Consider the following 25163-nt stretch of genomic DNA (forward strand, 5'->3'; position numbering starts at 1 on the left):
CGGGTCAGGAGCGGAAGCCGATGAGGCCGTGGCCCGGCCGTGCCTCCGCGTGGCGCATCCATTCCAGGCACTGCATGACGGCCTCCACGACCTCGGGCTCCAGCGGCGGTGCGTGCTCCGCCCGCTTGGTGGCTTCGAACTCCTCCAGCGCCCGCGCGATCTGCTCGGGCGTCCAGACTCCGCACCCCGGCGTGTCGGCGGGCGGAAGGGGAGCGGGCGGCACGCCGTAGCTGAAGTCGCTGACGGAGACGGCCGTGATGCGCAGGTCCTTCAGTCCTCGGTCGACGGTCTCCAGCCAGTCGCCGCGGTGCGGCGTGAAGCAGTCGTTGGGCAGGAACGAGCCGGTCAACGCGCACAACCTCTTGTAGGCGTAGCCGTATTGGAACGCGTGGTGGGCGTGGTCGCTGAAGGGGCCGCCGTGGAGGACCGCGCGGAGCGCGTCGTACGCGGTGGGGGCACCCTGCGCGATCTCGTGGCTGAAGTAGTCGTCGTCGCCGGCCAGGTCGTCCTGGAAACGGGTGCGTATCACCTCCAGCAGTGCGTCGTCGCCGGATCCGACCAGGGCGCGGGTCGCGGCCACGTCGAGCACGTACACGCTCAGGGAAGAACTCATGCCGCGACCTTAGGCGTTGCCACTGACAACGCCTCTTCCTGCGCGGGCCGCGGCGTCCGGGGCGGTCGACCCTATGCTGGCGGTCATGCAGGTACGCGGTATGAGCAGTGCGGACGAGATGGTCGCCTGCTTCTTGCGTGGCGAGCTGTCCAGCCGCAGGTTCGGGCGGAACCTCCGGTCCCACCTGGCGGCGGCCGGGCAGGCCGAGCGGTTGTTGACGGATCCGGACCTGTCCGACGTCGGAGCGAACCGCACACGTCGCGCGCTGCTCGCCGCGACGCGCGGGTACGGCGAGAACCGCGACCTGTTCGAGAACTTCCCCCCGCACGTCACCTGGACCTGGGCCCGCCTCTCCGCCCACGAGGCGGCCGGCGTGCGCTACCTCGACTATTCCTACTGGGTCGAACTGTCGGGTGGCAGCCGCCGGCCGCACGATGCGGCCGTACGTATCACCGCAGGTCTGCGGGCGTGCGACGTGCCCAACGACCCGTTCGTCGACGCAGCCCACGCGTTCCTCGGAGGCGAACGGTTCCCGCCGCTCATCCACGTCGGCGAGAGCCGGGACGACCTGGTCTGCCTGGAGGGCCACCTGCGGCTGACCGCCTACGCCCTCGCCGGCTTCCCGACCGGCATCGAGTGCCTGATCGGCACCGCGCCGGCCATGGGCCGCTGGGCGCGGTAGTCCAGGCACGCCATGCTCTAGACCGGTACGGGCGTGCCGAGTCGGGCGGGGAGGTGGACGTAGCCGCGCAGGATCCGGGTGGTGCGGCGGCGGGCGCCGGGGTGCAGGGTGAGGTGGGGGAAACGGCGGTGGAGGGCCTGGAGGCCGACTTCCGCCTCCATGCGGGCGAGCGCGGCGCCCAGGCAGTAGTGGCGTCCGCCGGAGAAGGACAGGTGCTCCTTGGCGTTGGGCCGGGTGACGTCGAAGCGGTGCGGGTCGGCGAAGAGCGACGCGTCACGGTTGGCGCCGGCGAGCAGCAGGGTCACGAGCGCGCCCCGCGGTACCGGGCGCCCGCCGATGCTGGTGTCACGGGTCGCCGCGCGCCCGGTGAGGAACACCGGTGGGTCGAAGCGGAGCATCTCGTCGACGGCGTTCGGCCACAGGGCCGGGTCGTCGTGGAGGGCGGCGCGCTGGTCGGGGTGGCGGTCGAGGAGGGCGATGCCGTTGCCGAGCAGGTTCACGGTGGTCTCGAACCCGGCGGCGAGCACCAGGCCGGCCGTGGCGCGCAGTTCGGTGTCGGTCAGGCCCCGGCCGTCGTCGTCGCGGGCGGTGACCAGTTGGCTGAGCAGGTTGGCGCCGGGCTGCCGGCGGATCCGTTCGATGTGCTGCGCCAACCAGGCGTCGAAGTCGCGCAGGGAGCGTTCGACGGTCAGGAACCGGCGCCGGGGCAGCCCGAAGTCGAGGCTGGGTGCCGCGCCGGTGCCGAAGCGCAGCACGCGGTGCCGCTCGGCGTGGGGGACGCCGAGGATCTCGGCGATCACGGTGACGGGCAGCAGGCCGCAGTAGGCGGAGACGAGGTCCACGTCGTCGGTGCCCGGTGGGCGGCGCTGGAGGTCGTCGAGGAGTTCCTCGGCGATCTCCTCGGCCCGGGTGCGGAGTTGTTCCACGGCCCGGACGGAGAAGACCCGGGTGACGAGCTTGCGGTACCGGGTGTGGTCGGGCGGCTCGGTCACCAGCAGGGACGGGGGTTTCAGCGGCCCGACGGGCGCGTCGGCGCCGGCCCAGGCGGCGAGCCGCCCCAAGGGGCCGGTGATGACGGGGAGCACGCCGGTGCGGAAGTCGTTGCTGCTGAGGACCTCGCGGACGGCGGGGTGGGAGGCGGTGACGAAGCCGAACCGGCCGCGGTGCACGGGCCCTTCGGCGCGGATGCGGTCCATCAGGCGCCGTTCGACGTCGGCGGTGTCGCCGTGCGGACGGGGGCTCCGGGAGAGGGCCACCAGCTGCCCGTGCAGGTCGCCCTGGCGCGCCGCGCGGTCCGTGGCGAGCCGGGGCAGGGCGTGCCCGAGGGCCCATCGGACGTCGCGGGCGAACAACCGTTGCGCGAAGGGGAGGTCACTCATGGCGGGTCGCTTCCTTCCGTGGTGCGCCGGCCGGGCGCGCCGGTGGGGCGGCTCGGCCGGTGGCGTGCGGCCGGGCATGGAGAGGCGGGCGGTCGGGCTCCTCGTGCGGGCCGGCTCGGCGGGGCCGGCGGGGCGTCCCGGGCAAAGACTTGCACTGCAAGTCAGTGGTGCCTTCGGACGCTAGACTTGCAGTGCAAGTGATGTCAAGGATCGAGTGATCGCCGCGGCCGTGCTGCGGGCCGCGGTCGGGAGGGTAACGTGACGGTTCGAGGCACCGGCCGCGGCAGAAGGCTCGGCCTGACCCGGCAGAAGGTGATCGCCGCGGCCGTCACGTTGATCGACCGCGACGGCGCCGACGCCTTCTCCCTGCGGAAACTGGCCGTCGAGCTGGACGTGGAGAACATGTCCCTCTACAACCACGTGCCCAACAAGGACGCCCTCCTCGACGGCGTGGCGGAGACGCTCCTCGCCGAGGTGGAGTTCCCGCAGAACGACACCGACGGCTGGCAGGACCGCATCCGCGCGCACGCCGCGGCCTTCCGGACCCAGGCCAAGCGCCATCCGAAGGCGTTCCCCCTGGTGCTCACCCGCCCCACGTGCTCCCCCGCGGCGCTGCGGGCCCTCCGCTCCACCCTGGCCACCCTCACCGACCTCCGGCTGACGCCGGAGGAGGGCGTCCACGTCCTGCGCAGCTACACCGCCTTCATGATCGGCTCGATCATGCGGGAGCTGGGCCACGCCATCTACCTGGGCTCCCTGGACGACCAGCAGCTCCGGCAGCAGGGCCGCGACATCGCCGCCACCGGCGACCCGGTCCTGATCGCCGCCGCACCCCATCTGGCCGCCGGCGACCACGACACCGAATTCCACTACGGGCTGGAACTGCTGATCGCCGGGCTGGCGGCCAGGGCCGGCGTCCCGTACGACGGCGGCCCCGCGCGGCCCTGACCCCGGCCGGCGACCACCGTCAGTCGTCCGACCCGCGCCGTCGCAGGTGGCGGGCCCGGGCGGCGTCATGGGCACCGCTCAGCAGCCGCTCGACCAGTTCCGTGGTCCGCGCGCCGGGATTGACGACGGAGATCCAGCCGAGGGCCCCGTACACCGGGTGCGGCAGCACGGTGTCGACGGCCGTGTGGTCGCGCGCCCGGGTGAGGTCGCGCGGTTCTTCGTCGATCAGCTCCTGAAACGTCGCACGGTCCACATTCACGTTCACCCGCCACCGCCCCGGGCCGTCGAGGTCGGAGGCGGTGTCGTCGGGATAGTTCTTGGTGACGATGGTCCCGTAGGGCTGGGTGGTCTGCGGCATCCGGCCGTCCGGGGCGTAGTAGAAGAAGGAGTCCCCCACCACGAGCTCCGGGAAGTCGCCGCCGGGCTCCGGGCGGACCACGAGCGCCCCGTCGAGTCCCTGCACCGACGCGATGATCTGTTCCATACTCATGGTTCAAGCATCTCCTTCAAGTGCTTCTGTGGGGTTGGTCGATGGACGGGACGACGGGCAGTGCGCGACGGGGGCCGCTCCGCACGGTCGACGTCGCCAGGGAGTCGGGGTATTCGGTGCAGCAGGTGCGCGACCTGGAACGGCTGGGGGTCATTCCGCCGGCCGACCGTGCCGACAACGGGTACCGCGGCTACGCGGACGTCCACGTCCATGCGCTGCGCGCCTATCGCGGGCTCGCCGGCGCCGTGGGCCCGGTCGCGGCCCGGCAGCTCCTCGCGGAGCTGCGCGCCGGCACCCTCACCGAGGCGGCCGCGGCCGTCAACGAGCTGCACGTCCGACTCGCCCGGGAGCGGGACGAGGCGCTGCGCGCCCAACGGGCCCTGCGCGCCATCCAGGACGAGGCCCAGACCGCCGGGGCGCCACAGGACGACGACGCCATGACGATCACGGAGCTCGCCGAGGCGCTCCGCGTCCGCACCTCGACCCTGCGGTTCTGGGAGCAGGAGGGACTCGTCACGCCCGAGCGCGTGACCTCACTGCGCGCACGGCGCTACGACGTGCCCGCCATCAGGGCGGCCCGCATCGTCGCCGCCCTGCGCAGTTCCGGTCACGGCATTCCGGCCGTGCGGGAGGTCATCGGTTCCCTGGAGCGGCTCGACGGCCCGGGTGAGACCGAGCGCGTCCTGCAACGCCACCTCGACCGGATCGCGGCCCGGACCGTGGCGCTCCTCCGGGCGGGGGCGGACCTGGCGACCGTCGTCTCCTCGCTCGCGGAGCCGGCGGCGCCTTAGGCGACGCCGCGCGCCCTCGCCCAGGTCTCTGCCTTTCGGTAGAGCAACACCTCGCCCGCAGGGTCCATGCCGACGCGTGCCGGGGCGTCGATACTGGTCAGCGTGGTGCGCACCTACCCGTTTCGTCGGTTCCCCCGCTGTCGCCCGCCCGCCGGATCGACCGCGGGCGGATCCGCGCGCGCGGTCGCGAAATCGGCCGGGGTGGTCCTCGCGGGCCTGGGCTCCTATCTGGCGGTCGGACGCCTGGGGTTCCTGCCGTACCCGGGGCTCCAGTTGCTGGCGCTGGCGGTCGGTGCGGGGCTGTTGCCGGTACGGCGCCGGTTCCCCGGGACCGTGCTGCTGGCGCTCGCCGCGCTGACGGGCCTGTCGGTCGGCGTCGGGCCGATCACGGCGGCGGCCGCCTACACGGTGGCCCGCCGGGCCGTGCGGGCGCGTCGGCGCGCCCGGCTGCTCGCAGCGGCAGGGGCCCTCGTCCTGGTGTCCGCGGTGGCGGTCGCGCCGTGGTTCGGCCCCGAACCGGTGCCGTACGCGGTGGCGCTCGGCCTGGTCCTGGCCTCGACCGCGGTGGTCGTCCCCGGTCTGGTCGGCACGGCGCACGGTCAGCAGCGGCGCCTGCTGCGGGCGTTGCGCGAGCGCGGTGACGCGGCGGAGCGGGCCCGTCGACTCGCCGACAGCGAGGCCCGCATCCACGAGCGGTCCCGCATCGCCGCCGAGATGCACGACCTGGTGGGACACCGCCTGAGCCTGATCTCCCTGCACGCCGGCGGGCTGGAACTGGCCCTGGACCGGGCCGCGCCGGAGCTGCGCGAGGAGGCCGTCCTGGTGCGCCGGACCACCCGGGACGCGCTGCGCGAACTGCGGCAGGCGCTCGGCGTGCTCGGGCCGCTCGGCCGGGACACCGGGCCGGACGCGCTCACCGACGCGACCGGCACCCGCGCCGACGTCGAGGCGCTGGTGGCGGGGTCCCGCGACGGCGGGATCGCCGTGCGGCTGGAGTGGACCGGGCCGGACCTCGACGCCCGCCCGGCGCGGGTCCGGCGGGCGGTGCACCGCCTGGTGCGGGAAGCCCTGACCAACGTGCACCGGTACGCGACCGCGGCGCACGTCACCGTCGCGGTCGTGCACGACGACGCGGAGGTGCGGGTCACCGTGCGCAACGGTGCCCCGCCGCATCCGCCGGCCGCCGGCGAGGCGGGCACCGGTCGCGGGCTCACCGGCCTGCGGGAGCGGGTGGAACTGCTCGGCGGCAGCTTCGACGCCGCGGCGCTGCCGTCCGGCGGGTTCCGGGTGGCCGCCACCGTGCCGACCGAACCCGCCGAACCCACCGAACGCGACCGACCCGGTGCCGCCGGAGCCACGGAGGGGCTGCTGGGCGACGACGGCGCGGCCCCCCTCGGCCCGGCGGGGGTGCACGGCCCGCCCGACACTGACGAACCGTCAGACAAGGACGTGCGGCCCGACGTCCGGGAGCGCCGGACGGCCGACGCGCTGACGCTGGCCTTCGGGCTGGTGGGCCTGTGCGTCCTCATGGTGCTCGGGGTCGCCTTCGTGTACGCGGCCCGCCCCCACCAGTCCGGGCCGCCGCCGCTGCCCCGCGTCGGCATGACGTACGAGCAGGTGGCCGGGCTGGGCGTCCTGGACAACGCGGCGGTCCGGGCCGCGGCCACCGGGCACGAGCCGCCGCGCCCCGCCGGCACGGCCGGCTGCATCTACCCGTTCAACGGCGCCACCGAGAGCCACCCCGGCGGCCTGACCGTGGCCCGCTACTGCTTCGACGGCGCGCACCGCCTGATCTCCATCGACCGTTTCACCGTCCCGTCGGTCCGGGACGCCACGCCCTGGGAGTCCCCGTGAGCGAACCCGCCCGTCCCCTCCGCGTCCTGCTCGCCGACGACGAGACGATGATCCGGCACGGTGTCCGCCTGATCCTCCGGCACGCCGACGGCATCGACGTCGTCGCCGAGGCCGCGGACGGGCGGCAGGCCGTCGAACTGGCCGCCGCGCACCGCCCGGACGTGGTGTTGCTGGACATCCGGATGCCGGTCTGCGACGGCCTGGCCGCGATCGCACCGCTGCTCGCCCTCGATCCCGCGCCGCGGGTCGTGATGCTGACGACCTTCGGCGACGAGGCCAACGTCGTCCGGGCGCTGCGGGAAGGCGCCGCGGGCTTCCTCCTCAAGGACGAGGGGCCACAGGAGTTGATCAGTGCGGTGCGGTCGGCCGCCGCCGGCGATGCCGTACTGTCCCCGGGCGTCACCGGGGCGGTGATCTCCCGGATGCTGCACGGCGGCGAGCCCGCGGTGGCCGACCGCGCGCTCGCGGACGAGCGCGTCGGCCGCCTCACCGTCCGGGAGCGGGAGGTCCTGGCGATGCTCGGCGAGGGCCTGTCCAACCAGGACATCGCCGGCCGGCTGGGCATCGGGATCGGCACGGTGAAGACGCACGTCGGCGCCATCTTGGACAAGACCGGTTCGGCGAGCCGGGTGCAGGCCGCCCTGCTGGCCCACCGCACCGGCCTGGCTTCCTGACGGCACCACCGGGGAGGCGCGGCGCGGGCCCTCCGGGTGCCGCTGGCGGGCGCTGCGTGCCGGCCTGCTGCCGGTGGCGGGCCGGTGCCTCCTCGCCTCTGTCCAAAGGAAGAGCGCGGCCGTCCGGACTGTGCCGAAGAGCGGAGTACGGCCCGCCCGAACCTTGCTTCGGACAGAGTGCCACTCAGCCGTAGAGGATGACGTTTGTGCAGGTGGGGGCGGTGAGGATGGGTGAGTCCCCGGTTCGCGGCGCTCGCCGCGGGCCCACGCCTCCAGCCGGAGTACTCATGTCGCAGCGTTCTTCTTCGCCCCGCTCCCCCGTCACGGAACCGGCCGCCCGCGCCACCAACCTGACCAAGGTCTACGGGACGGGCCAGACCCGGGTGACCGCCTTGGACGAGGTGTCCGTCGAGTTCGCCCGGAGCCGGTTCACCGCCGTCATGGGCCCCTCCGGGTCCGGCAAGTCCACGCTGATGCACTGCTTGGCCGGACTGGACGGCGTGACCTCCGGTTCGGCGCGCATCGGCGACACCGAGCTCGCACAGCTGACGGACCGTCAACTCACCGCGCTGCGCCGGGAGAAGGTCGGCTTCGTCTTCCAGGGCTTCAACCTGCTGCCGACCCTCACCGCGCTGGAGAACATCACGCTGCCCCTGCGGATCGGCGGCCGACGGCCGGACGCCGGGTGGCTGGACACCGTCGTCGGCACCGTCGGTCTGGCCGACCGACTGGACCACCGGCCCGCCGAACTCTCCGGCGGCCAGCAGCAGCGGGTCGCGGTGGCCCGTGCCCTGGCCTCCCGGCCCGACATCGTCTTCGCCGACGAGCCGACCGGCAACCTCGACTCCCGGTCCGGCGCGGAAGTCCTCGGCTTCCTGCGGGACTCGGTACGGGAGTTGGGCCAGACGGTGGTGATGGTCACCCACGACCCGGTGGCCGCCGCGCACGCGGACCGGGTGGTGTTCCTCGCCGACGGCCGGGTCGTCGACGAACTGCACGAGCCGACCTCCGGTGCCGTACTCGACCGGATGCTCCAGTTCGAGGCCCAGGCGCCGGCCCGCCGGCACTGACACCGTCCCCGCGGCGCCCCGGCGCACCCGTCCGGCGCCGCCCGGCCGCGCCTCCTGCGGCCGTTTCCGCACCTCCCTGCTCCCGAAAGCTCCCCATGCTGCGAACAACCCTGCGCAACCTCCTCGCGCACCAGGCACGTCTGGTCATGACCGCCCTGGCGATCTGCCTGGGCGTCGCGTTCGTCTCCGGCACGCTGGTCTTCGCGGACTCCTCCGCCGCCGCCTACCGCGCCGCCGCGTCGAAGGACTTCGCGGACGTCGCGGTCACCGTGACCCCCAAGGACCCGCCGTCCGGCCCCGCCAACCGGCCGGGCACGGTCCTGGACGACGCGCTCGCGCGGAAACTGGCCGACGTGCCCGGTGTCGCCGCCGTGCGGCCGTCGGTCGACGGCTCGGCGGTGCTCGCCGGCGCGGACGGCGCGCCGCTGCGGGCCGACTCGTCGTGGGCGAACCTGGCCGCCGGCTACCTGCCCGGCAAGGACGGCGAGGACCCTCGCTATCCGCTGGTCAAGGGGCACGCGCCCCGCAACTCCGACGAGTTGGCCGTGGACGCCGGCACCGCCGCCGCAGGCCACTTCGCCCTCGGCGACACGGTCACGTTGGCCACCGACGGTCCGGTCATGACGAAGCGGCTGGTGGGCATCGTGTCCACCCAGGACAGTCGGGTGACCGCCGGCGGCACCCTCGCCCTGTTCGACGCGGCCACCGCCCAGCGGCTGTTCGCGACCCCGGGCCACTACACCGGGATCGACCTGTCCGCCACGCCCGGCACCGATCAGGCCGCGCTCTCCGACCGGGTCGGCGCGGTGCTGCCGGCCGACCGGGCCGAGGCCGTCAGCGGCGCCGCCCAGGCCACCCAACAGGCCGGCTACCTCGACACGTTGACCCGCGGCTACACCAAGGTGCCGCTGGTCTTCGCCGGGGTCTCGCTGTTCATCGGCTCGTTCCTCATCGTCAACACCTTCACCATGCTCATCACCCGACGGACCCGTGAGATCGCGTTGCTGCGGGCGATCGGCGCCACGCGCCGCCAGGTGGTCCGTTCCGTCCTCGTCGAGGCGGCCCTGGTGGGATGCGCCGCCTCGGTAGTCGGCTTCCTGCTCGGCGTCGGCATCGCCGCCGTGCTGCCCGACCTGCTGAGCACCGGTGCGGACGCGTTGCCCGACGGGCCCCTCGTGATCGGTGCGCGGCCCGTCGCCGCCGCCCTCGGCGTCGGGGTGGGCGTCACCGTGCTCGCCGCCTGGCTGCCCTCCCGGCGGGCGGCGCGCATCGCGCCCCTGGAGGCGATGCGCGCGACGACGCAGCTGCCGTCCCGCACGCGGTCCCGGGTGCGCGGCGCGGTGGGGCTGGTCCTCCTCGCCCTGGGCGGCGGGCTGTTGGTGTCGCTCACCGGGGCGAAGGACGCCTCCGTCGAGAACCTGCAGAGCGCGCTGCTGGGCTGCGGCCTCCTCGCCGTCTCCATGATCGTGCTGGCGCCGCTGCTCGCCGCCCCGGTGATCCGGCTCACCGGCCGGCTGACCGCCCGCTTCGGCGTCATCGGCCGGTTGGCGCGGGAGAACGCGCTGCGCGACCCGCGGCGCACCGCGGCGACCGCCTCCGCCCTGATGATCAGCACCGCCCTGGTCTCCGGACTCGCCGTCATCGGGAACTCCACGGGGCAGGCGCTCGACCGGCAGGCCGCCGCGGGACTCGGTGCCGACTACGTGATCAGCACCCGCACGCCGACGACCGGCATCGCCCCGGCGGCCGTGGACCGGGTGCGGGGTACCTCCGGCGTGCGGACCGCGGCCGCCCTCGCGGACTCCACGCTGTTCACCGGCGGCCAGGTCCGGCAGGTCTCCGGCATCGACCCGGACGCCGTGGACGCGGTCCTCAGGCTCCGCTTCCTCAGCGGCTCCGCGCGGGACCTCGGGCCGGGCCGGATCGCCCTCTCCGCATCCCTCGCCCGGGAACACGGGCTGCACGCCGGCGATCGACTGACCGCGCGCATGGGACTCGGCCAGGGATTCCAGCAGTACGCCGTCGTCGGCGTCTACCAGGACAACCCCGTCGCCCGCGACGCCCTGGGGGCCCGCGCGGAAGTGCAGAAGACCGGCTTCCGGCCCGGCTCGGCACAGCGGATCCTCGTCCGTACCGACGACGGCTCGACGTCGGCGAGCCTGGCGGGCCGGCTGCGCACCGCGGTGGGCAACAACCCGCTGTTGAAGGTCCAGGACCGGGCCGCGCTGGTGCGGGAAGCCGCCGGCACCATGGGCGACCTGCTGACCGTGATGTACGGGATGCTGGTCATCGGCCTCCTGATCACCGCCCTCGGGATCGTGAACACCCTGGCCATGTCGGTGTCGGAGCGGACCCGGGAGATCGGCGTCCTGCGCGCCCTCGGCATGGACCGCGCCGGCGTCCGGCGCATGATCCGGCTAGAGTCGCTGACCGTCGCCGCGTTCGGCACGCTGTTGGGCCTGGCGGGCGGGGTGTTCGGCGCATGGGCAGTGGGCGCACTGGCCAACGGTGCGCTGGCGGAGTACTCGCTCGCGCTCCCCTGGGGGACGCTGCTGCTGGTGGTCCTGCTGTCCCTCGTGGTCGGCGCGGCGGCGGCGGTCGTCCCGGCCCGGCGGGCGGCTTCGCTGAGTCCCCTCCAGGCCGTGGCGGACGCGTAGCCGTACTCACCCACCCGCCCCGTTTTGAACGCGTTCAACTCCACGGTTACCCTGGTGTCCACCGAATCCGAGGGGGCTCGATGAAGGTAGTGCTGCCCGGGGGCACCGGACAGGTGGGCGCGCTCCTCGACCGCGCCCTGACGGCGGCGGGCCACGAGGTCACGGTGTTGACCAGGCGCCCGCGCCGCCCGCGCGAGATCGGCTGGGACGGGGCGACGCCGGGTGCCTGGGCCGCAGCCGTCGACGGCAGTGACGTCGTGATCAACCTGGCCGGCCGCAGCGTCTCCTGCCGCTACACGGCGGAGAACCTGCGGGCCATGCGGGACTCCCGGCTCGACTCGACGCGGGTGGTCGGCGCGGCGATCGCCGCCGCCGCGCGGCCGCCCCGGGTCTGGTTGCAGATGAGCACCGCCACGATCTACGCCCACCGCTTCGACGCGGCGCACGACGAGGCGACGGGGGTGCTCGGCGGTGCGGAGGCCGGGGTGCCCGACTACTGGGCGTACAGCGTCGACATCGCCAAGGACTGGGAACGGGCACAGGCCGCGGCCGACACCCCGGCGACGCGGAAGGTGGCTTTGCGCTCGGCGATGGTCATGAGCCCGGACCGGGGCGGGGTCTTCGACGTCCTGCTGCGGCTGGCCCGGCTGGGGTTGGGCGGCCCGGTGGCCGGTGGCGCGCAGTTCGTGTCGTGGATCCACGACGGGGACTTCGTCCGCGCGGTGGAGTTCCTGATCGCCCGGGACGACGTCGAGGGGCCGGTGAACCTCGCGTCGCCCGGCCCGCTCCCGCACCGGGACTTCATGCGGGCGCTGCGCGCGGCCCGCGGCGTCCCGGTGGGGCTGCCGGCGACGCGGTGGATGGCGGAGCTGGGCGCGTTCGCGCTGCGGACGGACACGGAGCTGCTGCTCAAGAGCCGCCGGGTGGTACCGGGTCGACTGCGTGCGGCCGGGTTCGACTTCGCGCATCCTGAGTGGGAGGGGGCCGCCGTGGACCTCGTCCGGCGGGCCGCGGCGCGGCGCACGGAGCGTCGGGCGGGGCCCAGGGGTGCGCAAGCGGCGGCGCGGCCGCGGCGCTGAGTCCGGCGTCGGCCCGCGCCGGCCCGGAGCGACGCGGCGCACACCTCCCCCGTGTCACATCCCACCGGGCCGCATCCGTCAGAGGTGTGAAACCACCGACAACGGCAGAGGAGCCCATGATGGACGCCCGCTTGAACGTCTTCGACAGCCCGACCGCAGGCAAGTTCCTCAAGCACGTCGTCTCGGCGAGCAAGGTGATCGCGGACTCGCCGCTGCCGCTCGCGACGCAGCAACTGGTCGCGCTCCGCGCCAGTCAGATCAACGGCTGCGGCTTCTGCGTCGACATGCACACCAAGGACGCCACGGCCGCCGGTGAGACCGCGGTGCGCCTCCACCTGGTCGCGGCCTGGCGGGAGGCGACGGTCTTCACCGAGGCCGAACGCGCCGCGCTGGAACTGGCGGAGGAGGGCACCCGCATCGCGGACGGTGCCGGCGGCGTCCCGGACGAGGTCTGGGCGCGCGCCGCCGCGCACCACGACGAGGAGCAGCTCGCCGCGTTGGTGTCCCTGATCGCCCTCATGGGCACCTTCAACCGGCTGAACGTCATCACCCAGCAGCCCGCCGGCGATTACCAGCCGGGGCAGTTCGGCTGACCGACGGGGCCGGGGCATGCCGCTCCGCACCGATCCCGACGGGGACCGGTGCGGAGCGGCCGGCGACCGCGTCCGGCGTCCCTCAGGGGACGTCCCGTTCGAAGGTCCGGAGCAGGTCCGCCGCGACGCTCACCGCGATCGTGGCGGGTTCCTTGCCGGTGATCTCGGTCATGCCGATCGGGGTCCTGATCCGATCGACGGCGGCCTCGTGGTGACCGCCCTCGGTGAGCAGGCGCTTGCGGAACCGCACCCACTTGGCCGCCGACCCGATCAGCCCGATGGAACCGAGGTGCGGTGTGCGCAGGGCCGCGTCGCAGAGCGCCGCGTCCTCGGCGTGGTCATGGGTCATGACCAGGACGTGGGTGCCGGGCGGCAACTCCGTCAGCACCTCCTCGGGCAGCAGCGGCGTGTGGTGCACGTGCACCTGCGCCACCGCGTCCGCCAGCACGCCGAGCCGGTCCTCGGTGAGGAGGTCGGAGCGGCTGTCGACCAGATGCAGGTCGAGGTCCTGCCGGGCCAGGATGCGGGCCAGTTCCAGGCCGACGTGCCCGACGCCGAAGATCGCCACCGCCCGCACCACCGGCAGCGGTTCGAGCAGCACCGACACCGTGCCACCGCAGCACTGCACGCCGTGCCGGTTGGTCACCTTGTCGTTCAGGGCGAAGTCGAGGAGTTCCGGCTCCTTCTTGGACACGGCGCTCATCTCCCGGGCCCGGTCGATGGCGACGGCCTCCACGTTGCCGCCACCGATCGAGCCCCACGTCTCGGTCTGCCCCACGACGAGCTTCGCACCGGCGTCGCGCGGGGCATGACCGCGCACGGTCGTGACGGTCACCAGCACGCCGGACTCCCGGCGGGCCCGCAACCGTGCGACCGCGGCGACCCACGTCATGTCAGGCACCGCTCAACACTTCTGCGTCGGCGCGCACCTGGCCGCCCGCGGCGTGGCCGTTGACGGCGATGCCGTTGCGGGCCCGGCCGTTGCGGGAGGCTTCGCCGCGGCGCACCGCCTGGATCGCCCAGTACACCGCTTCCGGCGTCGCGGGCGAGGCCAACTCGACGCTGGCTCCGCCCGGACCGAACGCGGCGGCGGCCTGCCGCAGCGCCTCGCGGACCGAGAACGCCAGCATCAGCGGAGGTTCACCGACGGCCTTGGAGCCGTAGACCGCGCCCTCCTCCGTCGCGTTCTCCAGCAGCGTCACGTTGAACTCCTCGGGCATCTCCGAGAAGCTCGGCAGCTTGTAGGTGCTCGCCGCCTGCGTCTGGAGACGGCCGCGGTGCGGGCCCTCGCTGGTGTCCCAGCGCAGGTCCTCCAGGGTCAGCCAGCCCGCGCCCTGCACGAAGCCGCCCTCGACCTGACCGATGTCGATCATCGGGGAGAGGCTGTCGCCGACGTCGTGCACGATGTCCACGCGCCGGATGCGGTACGCACCGGTGAAGCCGTCGACCTCGACCTCGGTCGCCGCGGCGCCGTTGGCGAAGTACTTGAACGGCGAGCCGCGGAACGTCTTGGCGTCCCAGTGCAGCCCCTCGGTCCGGTAGTAGCCGGCCGCCGACAGCTGCACCCGCTGGAAGTACGCGGTGCGGACCAGGTCGTCCCAGGCCAGCTCGGCGTCACTGCCCAGGGCGCGTGCGACGCCCTCGACGATGCGCACGTCCGACGCGTTCGCGCCGAGCTTGGTGGCGGCCACCTGCAACAGGCGCTCGCGCAGCTGCTCACAGGCGTTCTTGATGGCACCACCGTTCAGGTCCGCACCCGAACTGGCCGCGGTGGCCGAGGTGTTGGGCACCTTGTCGGTACGCGTCGGGGCGAGCCGCACCTTGTGCAGCGGGATGCCGAGCGTGGTCGCGGCGACCTGCATCATCTTGGTGTGCAGGCCCTGGCCCATCTCGGTGCCGCCGTGGTTGATCAGGACGGAGCCGTCCTTGTAGATCAGCACCAGTGCGCCGCCCTGGTTGAAGGCGGTGAGGTTGAACGAGATGCCGAACTTGAGGCCGGTCAGCGCCAGTGCCCGCTTGGTGTTCGGGTGCGCGGCGTTGAAGGCCGCGATCTCGCGCTTGCGGTCGGCGATGTGGGCGTCGTCCTGGACCTGCCGCCAGACCGCCAAGATCCGGTCGGCTTGCGTGACGGGCTGCCCGTACGGCGTGGTCTGGCCCTGACCCGGCTGGTAGAAGTTGCGCTCGCGCAGCTCCATGGGGTCCAGGCCCAGCTTCGGGGCGACGCGGCCGAGGATGTCCTCGATCACGATCATGCCCTGCGGTCCGCCGAAGCCGCGGAACGCCGTGTTGGAGACCGTGTTGGTCTTGGCGATGCGACCGGCGACCCGTGCGTTGGGGATCCAGTACGTGTTGTCGATGTGGCACAGCGCCCGGGCGAGCACCGGCTCCGACAGGTCGAGGCTCCAGCCGCCGTCGGCGGTCAGCGTGGCGTCGAGGGCCTGGATGCGCCCCTCGGCGTCGAAGCCGATCTTCCACGTGGCGTTGAAGCCGTGGCGCTTGCCGGACATGGTCAGGTCCTGGGTCCGGTTGAGCCGGAACCGGACCGGGCGGCCGGTGAGCTTGGCACCGAGCGCGGCGATGGCCGCGAACCCGTGCGGCTGCATCTCCTTGCCCCCGAAGCCGCCGCCCATCCGCAGGCACTGCACCGTGATCTCGTGGCTCGGCACACCGAGCACGTGGGAGACGATCTCCTGGGTCTCCGAGGGGTGCTGGGTGCTGCTCTGGATGAACATCTGGCCGTTCTCGTCGACCTGCGCGAGGGCCGCGTGCGTCTCCAGGTAGAAGTGCTCCTGGCCGGCGAACGTGAACTCGCCGGTGAAGACGTGCGCGGACTCGGCGAAGCCGGCCTCGACGTCACCGGTCTCCATCAGCGGCCGGGCGCCGTGGAAGCTGCCTGCGGCGATGGCGTCCTGCACCGTGACGAGGGAGGGCTGCTCGTCGAGCTCGACCTCGACGGCCGCGGCGCCGAGCCGGGCCGCCTCCAGGGTCTCGCCGAGCACCCAGGCCACCGCGTGGCCGTGGAACATGACCTCGTCGGGGAAGAGCGGCTCGTCGTGCTTCATCCCGGCGTCGTTGACCCCGGGCACGTCGGCGCCGGTCAGGACGCGGACCACGCCGGGCACGTCGAGCGCGGGCCCGGTGTTCAGCCGGGTGATGCGACCGTGGGCCTTCATGACCTGGACCGGGTAGGCGTGCAGCACGTCCTTGGTCCGGTGGATCAGGTCGTCGGTGTAGAGCGCGGTGCCGGTGACGTGCAGGGTGGCGCTCTCGTGCGGCATGGAGACGCCGACGACGGGCTTTTCGGGAAGCTCGGACAACTGGCTCATGACGACACCGCCTCGGTGGTCTGCGCGGACAGCTTCAACAGGCTCTGGCCGAGCATCGCGGAACGGTACGCGGCGCTGGCGCGGTGATCGTCCATCGGCGTTCCCTCCGCCTGGAGCACCCGGGCCGCGGCCTCGACGGTCTCCGCGGTCCACGGCTGGCCCTCCAGGGCCGCCTCGGTGGCGAGCGCGCGGATCGGGGTGGCGGCGACGCCGCCCAGGCCGATCCGTGCCTTGCGGACGATGCCGTCCTCGATGTCGAGGGCGAAGGCGACGGCGACGCTGGAGATGTCGTCGAACCGCCGCTTGGCGATCTTGTGGAACGCCGTGGTCCTCGACAGCGGCCGCGGGATGCGCACCGCGCGGATCAGCTCGTCGGGGCGGCGCACGCTCTGCCGGTAACCGGTGAAGTACTCGGCCAGCGGCACGACGCGCTCCCCGTCGGCGTCGGCGAGGACCACCGACGCCTCCAGCGCGAGCAGCACCGGCGGGCTGTCACCGATCGGCGAGCCGGTACCGAGGTTGCCGCCGAAGGTCGCGCTGTTGCGGATGAGCCGGGACGCGAACTGCGGGAACAGCTCGGCGAGCAGCGGCACGTCGCCGTCCAGGCGCCGCTCGATCTCGGTGAGCGTCAGGGCCGCACCGATCTCGACGTAGTCGTCCTCGACGCGCAGCTCGCGCATCTCGGCCAGGCGGTCGAGGGCGACCACGAGGTCCGCACGGCGGGAGCGGATGTTGACCTCGACGCCGAAGTCGGTGGACCCGGCGACGACCACCGCCTCGGGCCGCTCGCGCAGCAGCTCCAACGTCTCGGCCAGCGTGTTCTTCCGGACGAACGTCTTGTCGTCCTGGGCGTACTCGGTGGCGACCGGCGCCGGCGGAGCCTGTTCGCGGCGCTGCGCCAGCGGGTCGTCGCCCTCGGGCTCACCGACGGCGAAGGCGGCGTCGCGGATCGGGCGGTAGCCGGTGCAGCGGCAGAGGTTTCCGCTCAGCGCGTGCAGGTCGAAGCCGTTCGGCCCGTGCTCGGCGTCGGCGTGGGCACCCTCGCCGCCCTCGCCGCCCTCGCCGCCCTCGCCGCCCTCGCCGCCCTCGCCGTGCGCGCAGCGGCCGGGCCGGTAGTACTCGGCGGCCATGCTGCAGATGAAGCCCGGCGTGCAGTAGCCGCATTGCGAGCCGCCGCGGAGCGCCATCTCCTCCTGCACCGGGTGCAGGGTCGGCGACGTGCCGGGGTCTCCCGGGGTGGCGAGACCTTCGGAGGTGACGATCTCCTGGCCGTCGAGCGCCGCGACCGGGAACAGGCAGGCGTTGACCGCCACCCAGTCGGTGGGCTTGTGCACCCCGGGGCGGGCCACGAGGACCGAACAGGCGCCGCACTCCCCCTCGGCGCAACCCTCCTTGGTGCCGGTGAGACCACGCTCGCGCAGGAAATCCAGAACCGTGGTGTGGGGTACGGCCGGGGAAATAGACGTCTCTTTCCCATTGACCGTGATCCGCGCCGCTACCATGACACATCCTCATTTCGGAGCGCGGGCGTACTGACTATATGAGTCGCCATTTCAGGGGACTTTCTCTTTCGGTGGCGCGGCTTAAGAACCCGCAGCACGAATCAGCACGCAACAACGTGCCGGGCGGGTGACAAATACCGGAAGACGCCGGGGCCACGAGTGGGCACGCCGGGATGGGGCTGCTCAGCAGCCGTGGGCTACGCGACCCGGCACCCAGGCGGCCTGCCGGGCGAGGCGATGCAGGTCAGAGATGGTGGACATCCGACTTCGCCTCCTTCCGGCAGTTCACGAGTCGATGCGATAGAAGCTAAGTTGCCGCCGACGCAGCGTCAAGCCGACCTGCGAAGATGAATCGTTCCCTGTAGGAACCTCCAGGGAAACGGCAGAGAAATCCCCGAAGTATTGGATGTTCCTACAAATGAGGCCGCCGGTAATCCTTCTCGACGGTAATTGCGTCGTCGCGCGGCAACCCCATTCCGACGGGGCCCTTTTCTTCCCGTTCCCCGAAATCCGCGGTCCAGCGGAGTTTTCGCCGCCGTCGTTGACGAGGGTGAAGGAGTTCCCGTCCCACGGCAAGGGCCGCGGCCTTGGAGCGGCACGTTCGACGCCCCGAGAGAAGGCGACCTGCCGGCCCGACAAAGGCCGCGGTTCCCGCACACACCGAAGCCCTCTTCGACCGCAACGGCAACATCGGCCCCACCCTCTGGTGGCGCGGCCGGATCATCGGTGCCTGGGCCCAACATCCGAAGGGACACCTCGACCACCGCCTCCTCACCGACCCCGGCGCGCCGGCCCGCGCGGCGGTCCGCGCGGAGATCGTCCGCCTGGACGCCTTCCTCGACGGCACCCGCGTCACCCCCTGCTACCGCACCCCGCTCGAACTCCGCCTCGCGGCCTGACGCCTGCCCGGGGCCCGGGGGTTGCCTCCGCGGCGCCGGGTGCGGCGCCCCTCACGGCAGCGGACCGGGAGCATGCGCTCCCGGTCCACCGAACCCTCCTCACACACGCGGTTCCGGTACCCCGGGTGCCTGCGGCTGTTGCCGCGCGGGCACGGCGGTTTCCACGGGACGTGCGGGACGGCGCGTGGTGGCCACGGTGAGGAGGATGATGGCCGCGCCGCAGGCGGTCACGATCCAGTAGGCCGGACGCACCGCTCGGGCGAAGCCCGTACCGGAGTGCAGGCCGGTGGTGAGCACCGCGCCGAGCACGGCGACGCCCAGTGCCTGGCCGAACTGGCGGCTGGTGGAGACGATGGCCGCGGCCACGCCGGCCTGTTCCTGGGGCATGCCGGCCATGGCAGCGTTGGTGACGGGCGTGTTGGCCAGTCCCACGCCGATGCCGATCAGCACGTACGCGGTGAAGAGCCAGACATCGGACGTGAGGGCGTCCCCAGTGGCGAGCAGGGCGCCGCCCGCGGTGGTGGCCACGCCGGCCAGCAGCAGCGGGAGCCGGGGGCCGCGGTTGGCGGTCAGGCGCCCCGAGAGCGGCGACGTGAGGATGTTCATGACCGCCATGGGCAGCAGGAAGAGGCCGGCGGCCAGGGCCGACAGGTTGCGCACGTTCTGGAGGTAGAGCGTGTTGAGGAAGAGGAAGCCGCCCAGCACGAAGAACGAGCAGACCGCCATGGCGCTGGCCCCACTGAACCCGGCGCTGCGGAAGACCCGCAGCTCGACGAGGGGTTCGTGGCGCCGGCTCTCGTAGCGGAGCAGGGCCAGGAGCGCGACGAGGGCGGCCAGCGCGCAGCCCAGGGTGCGCGGGGCGGTCCAGCCGGTGTTGGGGCCCTCGATGATGGCGTAGGTCAGGCACACCATCAGCACGATGACCAGGAGTTGCCCGACGGGGTCCAGCCGGCGGGGCCGGGGCGCGCGGGATTCGGGGACGAAGCGCGCGGCGCAGACCAGGGCGGCCAGTCCGATCGGCAGGTTGAGCCAGAAGATCGACCGCCAGCCGATGCCTTGGACGAGCGCCCCGCCCACCATCGGGCCGACCGCCATCGCCACGCCCATGACCGCTCCCCAGACACCGATCGCCCGGGCCCGTTCGCGGGGTGCCGAGAAGGTGTTGGTGATGATCGACATGGCCACCGGGTTCAGCATCGAGGCGCCGACCGCCTGGACGATGCGGAAGACGATGAGCCAGCCCAGGTCGGGCGCCAGGCCGCAGAGCAGCGAGCCGAGGGTGAACAGGGCCAGTCCGGCCTGGAAGACGCGGCGGCGCCCGAGTCGGTCCCCGGCGGAGCCGGCGAGCATCAACAGCGCCGCCAGCACGATCAGGTAGGCGTCGGTGGTCCACTGCAACCCGGACAGCGGGCTGTGCAGATCGCGCTGCATGGCGGGCAGTGCCACGTTGAGCACCGTGTTGTTGAGGTTGCCGAGGAACACGCTCGTGCAACAGACCGCCAGGATGAGATGGCGTTGCGGGCGGGTGAGTTCAACCTGAGTGGACACCGGAGGGCCCACCGTCCTCTCGTCGTGGGCCTTGGTGCCCCGTCACGTTCCGAGACCGCGGCGGCGGACCGGCGCGGTGCGTTCAGCCTGCCTGGCGAAGCCCGCGGCGGCCAGGCCCCGGTAAAGGGGCCCTGCCAGGGCCCCCCTTACCCGACCCGTTCGATGCATACTGCATGGGTGGGAGACGTACTAACGGGGAATCGCACGGAATTAGGGGAGTTCCTGCGGAGTCGGCGCAGTCGCGTCGCACCGCACGAGGCCGGCCTCCCCCCATCGGCGGGCCGTCGCCGCACCGCCGGGCTGCGGCGGGAGGAAGTCGCGATCCTGGCCGGCGTCAGCATCGAGTACTACCGGCGCCTGGAGCAGGGCAAACAGCAACGGCCGAGCCCCGCGGTCCTGGAGGCGATCGCCCGGGTGCTGAAGCTGACCGACGACGAGCACCGCTATCTGGCGGAGTTGGGGCGCGGTCGGACGCTGGTGCCGGGCGACGGCGGGCGGCGCGGCCGGGCCGTGCGCACCGTGCGGGACGAGGTCCGGCGCATGCTCGACATCGCGCACCCCTACCCGGCGTGCGTGCTCAGCCGGTCCAGTGACCTGCTGGCCGCCAACCAGGCCGCGCTGCGGCTCTTCCCCGGCATCGAGGACTGGCCCGAGCAGGAGCGCAACACCGCGCGCTACGCCTTCGTGCACCCCGGCGCCCGGGAGCTGTACGCCAACTGGGACGACGTGGCGCACGGCGTGGTGGCCCATCTGCGCGCCGCGGTGGTGGTGCACCCGGGCGCGCCGGACCTCTGGGAGGTCGTCGGCGAACTCGCCGAGCAGAGCACCGAGTTCGCCACCCTCTGGCGGCGCTACGACGTCCGGGCGCGCACCAACGGCCGCAAGGTGTACCGGCACCCGACGGCGGGGCGGATGACGCTGACCTACGAGGCCTTCGACGTGGCGCGCAGCGACGGCCAGCGGCTGGTCGTCTACCAGGCCCCGCCGGACACCCCGGACCACGCGGCGCTGCTGAGCCTGTCGGACTAGGGCGCTTGTGATCGATCTCCGTGGCCGCCGCGGAGATCGGTCGGAAGTGCCCTGGCCCTCGTCCGGAATGCCGTATCCCTTCAATTATCCGTCCGGGAGATTTTCCCCGACAATTCACTTAACTGGATTGGGGTGTTACAGCACGCCCGACGCTGGAATTTTTCAAGGTTATTAAAAGATACCCGAGGGGAGGTTTCTGCGACCTCCCCGACCCTCGCCTTCCCTTCCAAAAACGGCTCTGAGCAGCAAGGACGCCGATCCGGAGGGAAGGTTGATTTTTATCCCAACCGCGCTTCACCTTTTCGGATCACCGAAGATCAGCCTCCGATTTGACAAGTTTTTAACTATGCCGTTCATCACTCCAACACACGTCCGAGACCTGTGTTACCTTCATCGCCATGGCGAATGTAATTCCTGACTCTGCGGAACGCTTCAGTAAGTTTGCGGAATTCTATGATCGCGTCCGCCCCCATCCGCCCGAGGAACTCGCGAGCCTGCTGCGCCAGTGGTCCGGGACCACCGACCCGGACGTGGTCGACATCGGCTGCGGCACCGGCCTCTCCTCCACCATCTGGCCCGAGGTGACCGGGGTGGAGCCCTCCGCCGAGATGCGGGCCATCGCAGCCCAGCGCGGCATCCGCGTCGTCGACGGCACGGGCGAGGAGACCGGACTGCCGGACGGCTGCGCGGACATCGTGACCGTGAGCCACGCCCTGCACTGGTTCGACGCCGCCCGCGCCTTCCCGGAGATCGCCCGCATCATGCGGCCGGGCGCCGTGCTGGCCGCCTTCGACTTCGACTGGCCGCCGGCCGTGGACCCCGAAGTGGACGCCGCCTACCGCGACTTCGAGACCGTGCACCACGCCCTGGAGGCCGAACGCGGACTGCGCCCCAGCTTCGCGCCGAAGAGCGAGCACCTGCAACGACTGCGGGAGAGCGGGCTCTTCCGGCACGTCAACGAGGTGTGCCTGCACATGAAGGAGACCGGCGACGCCGCCCGCTTCGTCGACTTCGCAGCCAGCCAGGGCGGGGTGATCGCCCTGCTGGAGGAGGGCGTCAGCGAGGACGCGCTCGGCCTGACCCGGCTGCGCGAGGTCGCCGCACGCCGGATGGCCGACCGGACGACGTGGTGGTGGACCTGCCGGGTCCGCCTGGCCACGCGCTGACCGGTCGAACCGCACCAGTCAACGGGGGAGGAACAACAACGTGGGACGCCTCGTCATGCCCGAGTGCGACGGGTATCCGCACCTGGCCGAGCTCGTCCGTCGCTGCCCGGGCGGCGACGCGGTCGAGGTCTACGACGGCCCGTGCACCACTCCGTCCCAGCTCGCCGAGCGCATCCGTGGCGCTCGTACCGTGCTGCACTTCTTCAACGGCCGGCCGCTGGACGCCGGCGTGCTGCGCGACGAACGGCCGCAGCAGGTCGTCGTGGCCGGCCCGGCCGCCCGGGTGGTCGACCTCGACGCCGCCCGGTCCGCCGGCATCGCCGTCCACGACGTCCCCGGCCTGGCCGCCGATTCGGTGGCCGAGTTCACCCTGACGCTGCTGCTGATGCTGGCCCACCGGGTGCCCACGGCCGTCGGCGGCGCGTCCGGCTGGCAGCCGTCCGCCGGGCGTGAACTCGCCGGACGACTGCTGGGGATCGTCGGCTGGGGGCAGATCGGCTCCCAGGTGGCGCGACTGGCACAGGGCATCGGCATGCGGGTCGCGGCCTGGTCGCCGTCCTTGGACGAGGACACCGCCCGCGCCGCCGGAGTCGCCCTGCTGCCGCTGGACACCCTGCTCGGCAGCGCGGACGCGGTGAGCCTGCACCTGCGGGCCACCCCGCAGACCCAGGAGATCATCGACGCCCGCCGGCTCGCCCTGCTCAACCCCCGGGCCCTGCTGGTCAACACCGCCCGCGCCGCGCTGCTCGACATGGCCGAGCTGCGCCGACGCCTGACCGCCGGCCTGCTGGGCGGTGTGGCGCTCGATGTCTTCGACGTCGAACCGCTGCCTCCCGGGGACCCGCTGCGCAGCCACCCGAACGCCCTGGTCACGCCGCATATGGCGTGGATGACCGACGACGCGGTGGGGCGCTTTTTGACCGCCGCCCTCGCCTTCGCCACTTCGGGCGACGCCGGCACCGGCCCGGTCCGGCGTCTCGTCTGACGTCCCGGCACCGCGCGGGTCCCTCGTAGCCGTCGGGACCCGCGCCGCAGCCCACCGCACGACACCTCAACCGCACGCCCGTCACTGTGCTGCGGCCGGCGGCCGACCGGCCCGCCGCACCGGACGAACAGGGGGTAACCGGATGATCCAGCCCATCGCTGCGGCCACGTCTCCGCAGCACGCCCAGAGAGAGACCTTCGCCGAGCGCACCCTGAAGGCCCTGGCCCGGCAGCGGGAACTCTGCCGCGACCCCGGCCCGACGAGCGCCCTGGTGCTCCAGGACCTCCTCGACCAGGCCCGCAGCACCGCCTTCGGGCGCGCCCACGGCCTGGGCTCCGTCGCCACGCTCGCCCAGTGGAAGCGCGCCGTCCCGATCCGCGCCTACGAGGAGTTACGCCCTTACGTGGAACGGCAGTTGGCGGGCGAGGCCCAGGTCCTCACCCGCAGCGCGCCGTACGCGTTCCTCAAGACCTCGGGCTCCAGCGGACTGCCCAAGTACATACCCACCACCCGGCACTGGCGGGAGCGGTACCGGGGCCGGGGCCTGTACGCCCAATGGGGCCTGTACTGCGAGCAGATCGGCGCCGACTACCTCACCGCCGAACACATCCTCGACCTGTCCTGGGAGCGCACGCCCGCCTCCCGCAGCCTGCACGGCTTCCCTGTCTACAGCATCTCCCGTCGGCCCGCCGCGGTCGGCCCCGAGGACTGGGTCCCGCCGTGGTACGACGCGCCCTGGCTGCGCGGCGACGACGAGGAGGAGTACGCGGACAGCCTCTACCGGAAGCTGCGCCTGCTCGCCGGTGCCGACGTCCGACTGGTCGTCACCCTCAACCCCTCGAAGATCGTCGGCCTCGCCGAACAACTCGCCCTGCGGGGAGCGGAGTTGGTGGACGAGGTGGGCCGTGGAACGGTCTCCGGGCGCCCGGCCGGCGGCGCCGTCGCCGATCCCGACCTCGCCCGGCGACTGGCGCGCACGCTCGCTCACCGCCCCGCCGGTCTGCGACTGACCGACCTGTGGCCCCGACTGTCCGTCATCGTCTGCTGGAACTCCGCCTCCGCCGGCCTCTACCGCGACTGGCTGGACGACGTCACGCCCGGCATCCGCAAGCTGCCGTTCAGCACCACCGGCACCGAGGGCATCGTCACCATCCCCGTCGACGACCACCCCTCGGCCGGGCCGCTCGCCGCCGACCAGGGCGTCTTCGAGTTCGTCCCGTGCCGGGAGGACGACGACGGCGGGCCGCTCGATCCGGCCGCCGCGACCCTGGACCCGCAGGAGGTGGAGACCGGCCGCTCCTACCGGCTCGTCATGAGCCAGGCCAACGGCCTCTACCGCTACGACGTGGGGGACGTCTACACCGTACTGGGCCGGGTCGGCGCCCTGCCGCGCCTGGAGTTCGCGGGACGGGCCGGCTTCGGCAGCTCCTTCACCGGCGAGAAGCTCACCGAGGCCCACGTCTACGAGGCGGTGCGCACCGCCCACCGCGGCCCCCGGGGCACCCTGCCGATGTTCACCTGCGTCCCGTCCTGGGGCACCCCGCCCGGCTACGTCCTGGCCGTGGAGTGGGACCCGCAGTCGGACCCGGCCGAACGCGCGGGCTTCACCGCCGCCGTCGAGGCCGCGCTCCAGGACTGCAACCCGGAGTACGCCGAGAAGCGCCGCAGCGACCGACTGCGCCCGCTGCGACTGCTCCCGCTGGCCCCGAAGAGCTTCCTCGCCATCGCCGAGGCCCAACGCCGCAAGGGCGCGGCCGCGATGCAGATCAAGCACCACTGGATCCAGAACGACGACACCCTGCTGACCGTGATCGACGATCTCGGCCTGCCGCTGTACGGCTGACGCCCCGCCACGTCGCGGACCAGCCCCCACCGCCC

Annotated in this window: 21 protein-coding genes; 14 read left to right on the top strand and 7 right to left on the bottom strand. The window is 72.8% G+C overall.

Translation table 11 applies throughout. The annotated features are described in order from the left end of the window. Positions 1-4 precede the first annotated feature (4 nt). Positions 5-613, bottom strand: a complete 609-nt coding sequence (locus ABD385_RS33760) for a DUF7691 family protein (protein WP_344583144.1) — start codon at positions 611-613, stop codon at positions 5-7. Positions 614-698: 85 nt separating this feature from the next. Between ABD385_RS33760 and ABD385_RS33765 the strand changes: the two genes are divergently transcribed. Next, positions 699-1295 carry a hypothetical protein gene (locus ABD385_RS33765; RefSeq protein ID WP_344583145.1) on the top strand — a complete coding sequence of 199 codons (597 nt, stop codon included), beginning with the start codon at positions 699-701 and terminating at the stop codon, positions 1293-1295. A 17-nt stretch (positions 1296-1312) separates the two neighbouring features. Here ABD385_RS33765 and ABD385_RS33770 read toward each other — a convergent pair whose 3' ends face one another. Continuing rightward, entirely contained in the window at positions 1313-2674 is a 1362-nt protein-coding gene (locus ABD385_RS33770; RefSeq protein ID WP_344583146.1) for a cytochrome P450, read from the bottom strand. 258 nt (positions 2675-2932) lie between these two features. Between ABD385_RS33770 and ABD385_RS33775 the strand changes: the two genes are divergently transcribed. Continuing rightward, complete coding sequence (locus ABD385_RS33775; protein WP_344583147.1) at positions 2933-3622, top strand: TetR/AcrR family transcriptional regulator C-terminal domain-containing protein; 690 nt, start codon at positions 2933-2935, stop codon at positions 3620-3622. 19 nt (positions 3623-3641) lie between these two features. Here the strand turns inward: ABD385_RS33775 and ABD385_RS33780 are convergent, their stop codons facing one another. After that, complete coding sequence (locus ABD385_RS33780) at positions 3642-4106, bottom strand: DUF6194 family protein (protein WP_344583197.1); 465 nt, start codon at positions 4104-4106, stop codon at positions 3642-3644. A gap of 47 nt (positions 4107-4153) precedes the next feature. Between ABD385_RS33780 and ABD385_RS33785 the strand changes: the two genes are divergently transcribed. From ABD385_RS33785 to ABD385_RS33815, 7 genes are all read left to right on the top strand, one after another. Then, on the top strand, positions 4154-4903 hold the full coding sequence (locus ABD385_RS33785; protein ID WP_344583148.1) for a MerR family transcriptional regulator: 750 nt from the start codon (positions 4154-4156) through the stop codon (positions 4901-4903). 102 nt (positions 4904-5005) lie between these two features. Then, entirely contained in the window at positions 5006-6757 is a 1752-nt protein-coding gene (locus ABD385_RS33790; RefSeq protein WP_344583150.1) for a sensor histidine kinase, read from the top strand. Next, a complete protein-coding gene (locus tag ABD385_RS33795) occupies positions 6754-7431 on the top strand; it encodes a response regulator (protein WP_344583152.1) in 678 nt (225 codons plus the stop codon). Before ABD385_RS33790 ends, ABD385_RS33795 begins: the two co-directional genes overlap by 4 nt. A 287-nt stretch (positions 7432-7718) precedes the next feature. Continuing rightward, positions 7719-8501, top strand: coding sequence for an ABC transporter ATP-binding protein (locus ABD385_RS33800; protein WP_344583153.1), 783 nt, complete (start codon positions 7719-7721; stop codon positions 8499-8501). Positions 8502-8596: 95 nt separating this feature from the next. Continuing rightward, the gene (locus ABD385_RS33805) at positions 8597-11158 is read left to right on the top strand and encodes an ABC transporter permease (RefSeq protein WP_344583154.1); all 2562 of its coding nucleotides are present in this window, start codon (positions 8597-8599) and stop codon (positions 11156-11158) included. A gap of 80 nt (positions 11159-11238) precedes the next feature. Beyond that, entirely contained in the window at positions 11239-12237 is a 999-nt protein-coding gene (locus ABD385_RS33810; protein ID WP_344583156.1) for a TIGR01777 family oxidoreductase, read from the top strand. 119 nt (positions 12238-12356) lie between these two features. Further along, positions 12357-12830: a carboxymuconolactone decarboxylase family protein gene (locus tag ABD385_RS33815; RefSeq protein ID WP_344583157.1), complete on the top strand. Its 474-nt coding sequence runs from the start codon at positions 12357-12359 to the stop codon at positions 12828-12830. An 82-nt stretch (positions 12831-12912) separates the two neighbouring features. Here ABD385_RS33815 and xdhC read toward each other — a convergent pair whose 3' ends face one another. The 3 genes from xdhC to ABD385_RS33830 are packed head-to-tail and all read right to left on the bottom strand — an operon-like array spanning position 12913 to position 17658. Continuing rightward, entirely contained in the window at positions 12913-13722 is an 810-nt protein-coding gene (xdhC, locus tag ABD385_RS33820) for a xanthine dehydrogenase accessory protein XdhC (RefSeq protein WP_344583198.1), read from the bottom strand. Position 13723: 1 nt separating this feature from the next. Then, on the bottom strand, positions 13724-16156 hold the full coding sequence (gene xdhB, locus ABD385_RS33825; RefSeq protein ID WP_344583158.1) for a xanthine dehydrogenase molybdopterin binding subunit: 2433 nt from the start codon (positions 16154-16156) through the stop codon (positions 13724-13726). Beyond that, positions 16153-17658 (bottom strand): xanthine dehydrogenase small subunit, encoded by a 1506-nt coding sequence (locus ABD385_RS33830; RefSeq protein WP_344583160.1) that lies wholly within the window; start codon positions 17656-17658, stop codon positions 16153-16155. Before ABD385_RS33830 ends, xdhB begins: the two co-directional genes overlap by 4 nt. 587 nt (positions 17659-18245) lie before the next feature. Between ABD385_RS33830 and ABD385_RS33835 the strand changes: the two genes are divergently transcribed. Further along, positions 18246-18557 carry a DNA glycosylase AlkZ-like family protein gene (locus ABD385_RS33835; RefSeq protein WP_344583161.1) on the top strand — a complete coding sequence of 104 codons (312 nt, stop codon included), beginning with the start codon at positions 18246-18248 and terminating at the stop codon, positions 18555-18557. A gap of 99 nt (positions 18558-18656) precedes the next feature. Here ABD385_RS33835 and ABD385_RS33840 read toward each other — a convergent pair whose 3' ends face one another. Continuing rightward, the gene (locus ABD385_RS33840) at positions 18657-20105 is read right to left on the bottom strand and encodes an MFS transporter (RefSeq protein WP_344583163.1); all 1449 of its coding nucleotides are present in this window, start codon (positions 20103-20105) and stop codon (positions 18657-18659) included. A 177-nt stretch (positions 20106-20282) separates the two neighbouring features. On the opposite strand from ABD385_RS33840, the gene ABD385_RS33845 reads away from it, so the two are divergent. The 4 genes from ABD385_RS33845 (at position 20283) to ABD385_RS33860 (ending at position 25128) form a co-directional block, all read left to right on the top strand. Further along, positions 20283-21134, top strand: coding sequence for a helix-turn-helix transcriptional regulator (locus tag ABD385_RS33845; RefSeq protein ID WP_344583165.1), 852 nt, complete (start codon positions 20283-20285; stop codon positions 21132-21134). A gap of 398 nt (positions 21135-21532) precedes the next feature. Further along, the gene (locus ABD385_RS33850) at positions 21533-22300 is read left to right on the top strand and encodes a class I SAM-dependent methyltransferase (RefSeq protein ID WP_344583167.1); all 768 of its coding nucleotides are present in this window, start codon (positions 21533-21535) and stop codon (positions 22298-22300) included. Positions 22301-22340: 40 nt separating this feature from the next. Beyond that, positions 22341-23285, top strand: a complete 945-nt coding sequence (locus tag ABD385_RS33855; protein ID WP_344583168.1) for an NAD(P)-dependent oxidoreductase — start codon at positions 22341-22343, stop codon at positions 23283-23285. Positions 23286-23427: 142 nt separating this feature from the next. Further along, positions 23428-25128 carry a GH3 auxin-responsive promoter family protein gene (locus ABD385_RS33860; protein ID WP_344583170.1) on the top strand — a complete coding sequence of 567 codons (1701 nt, stop codon included), beginning with the start codon at positions 23428-23430 and terminating at the stop codon, positions 25126-25128. Positions 25129-25163: the final 35 nt, after the last annotated feature.

Source organism: Streptomyces lunalinharesii, from assembly GCF_039532155.1.
GTDB lineage: Bacteria > Actinomycetota > Actinomycetes > Streptomycetales > Streptomycetaceae > Streptomyces > Streptomyces lunalinharesii.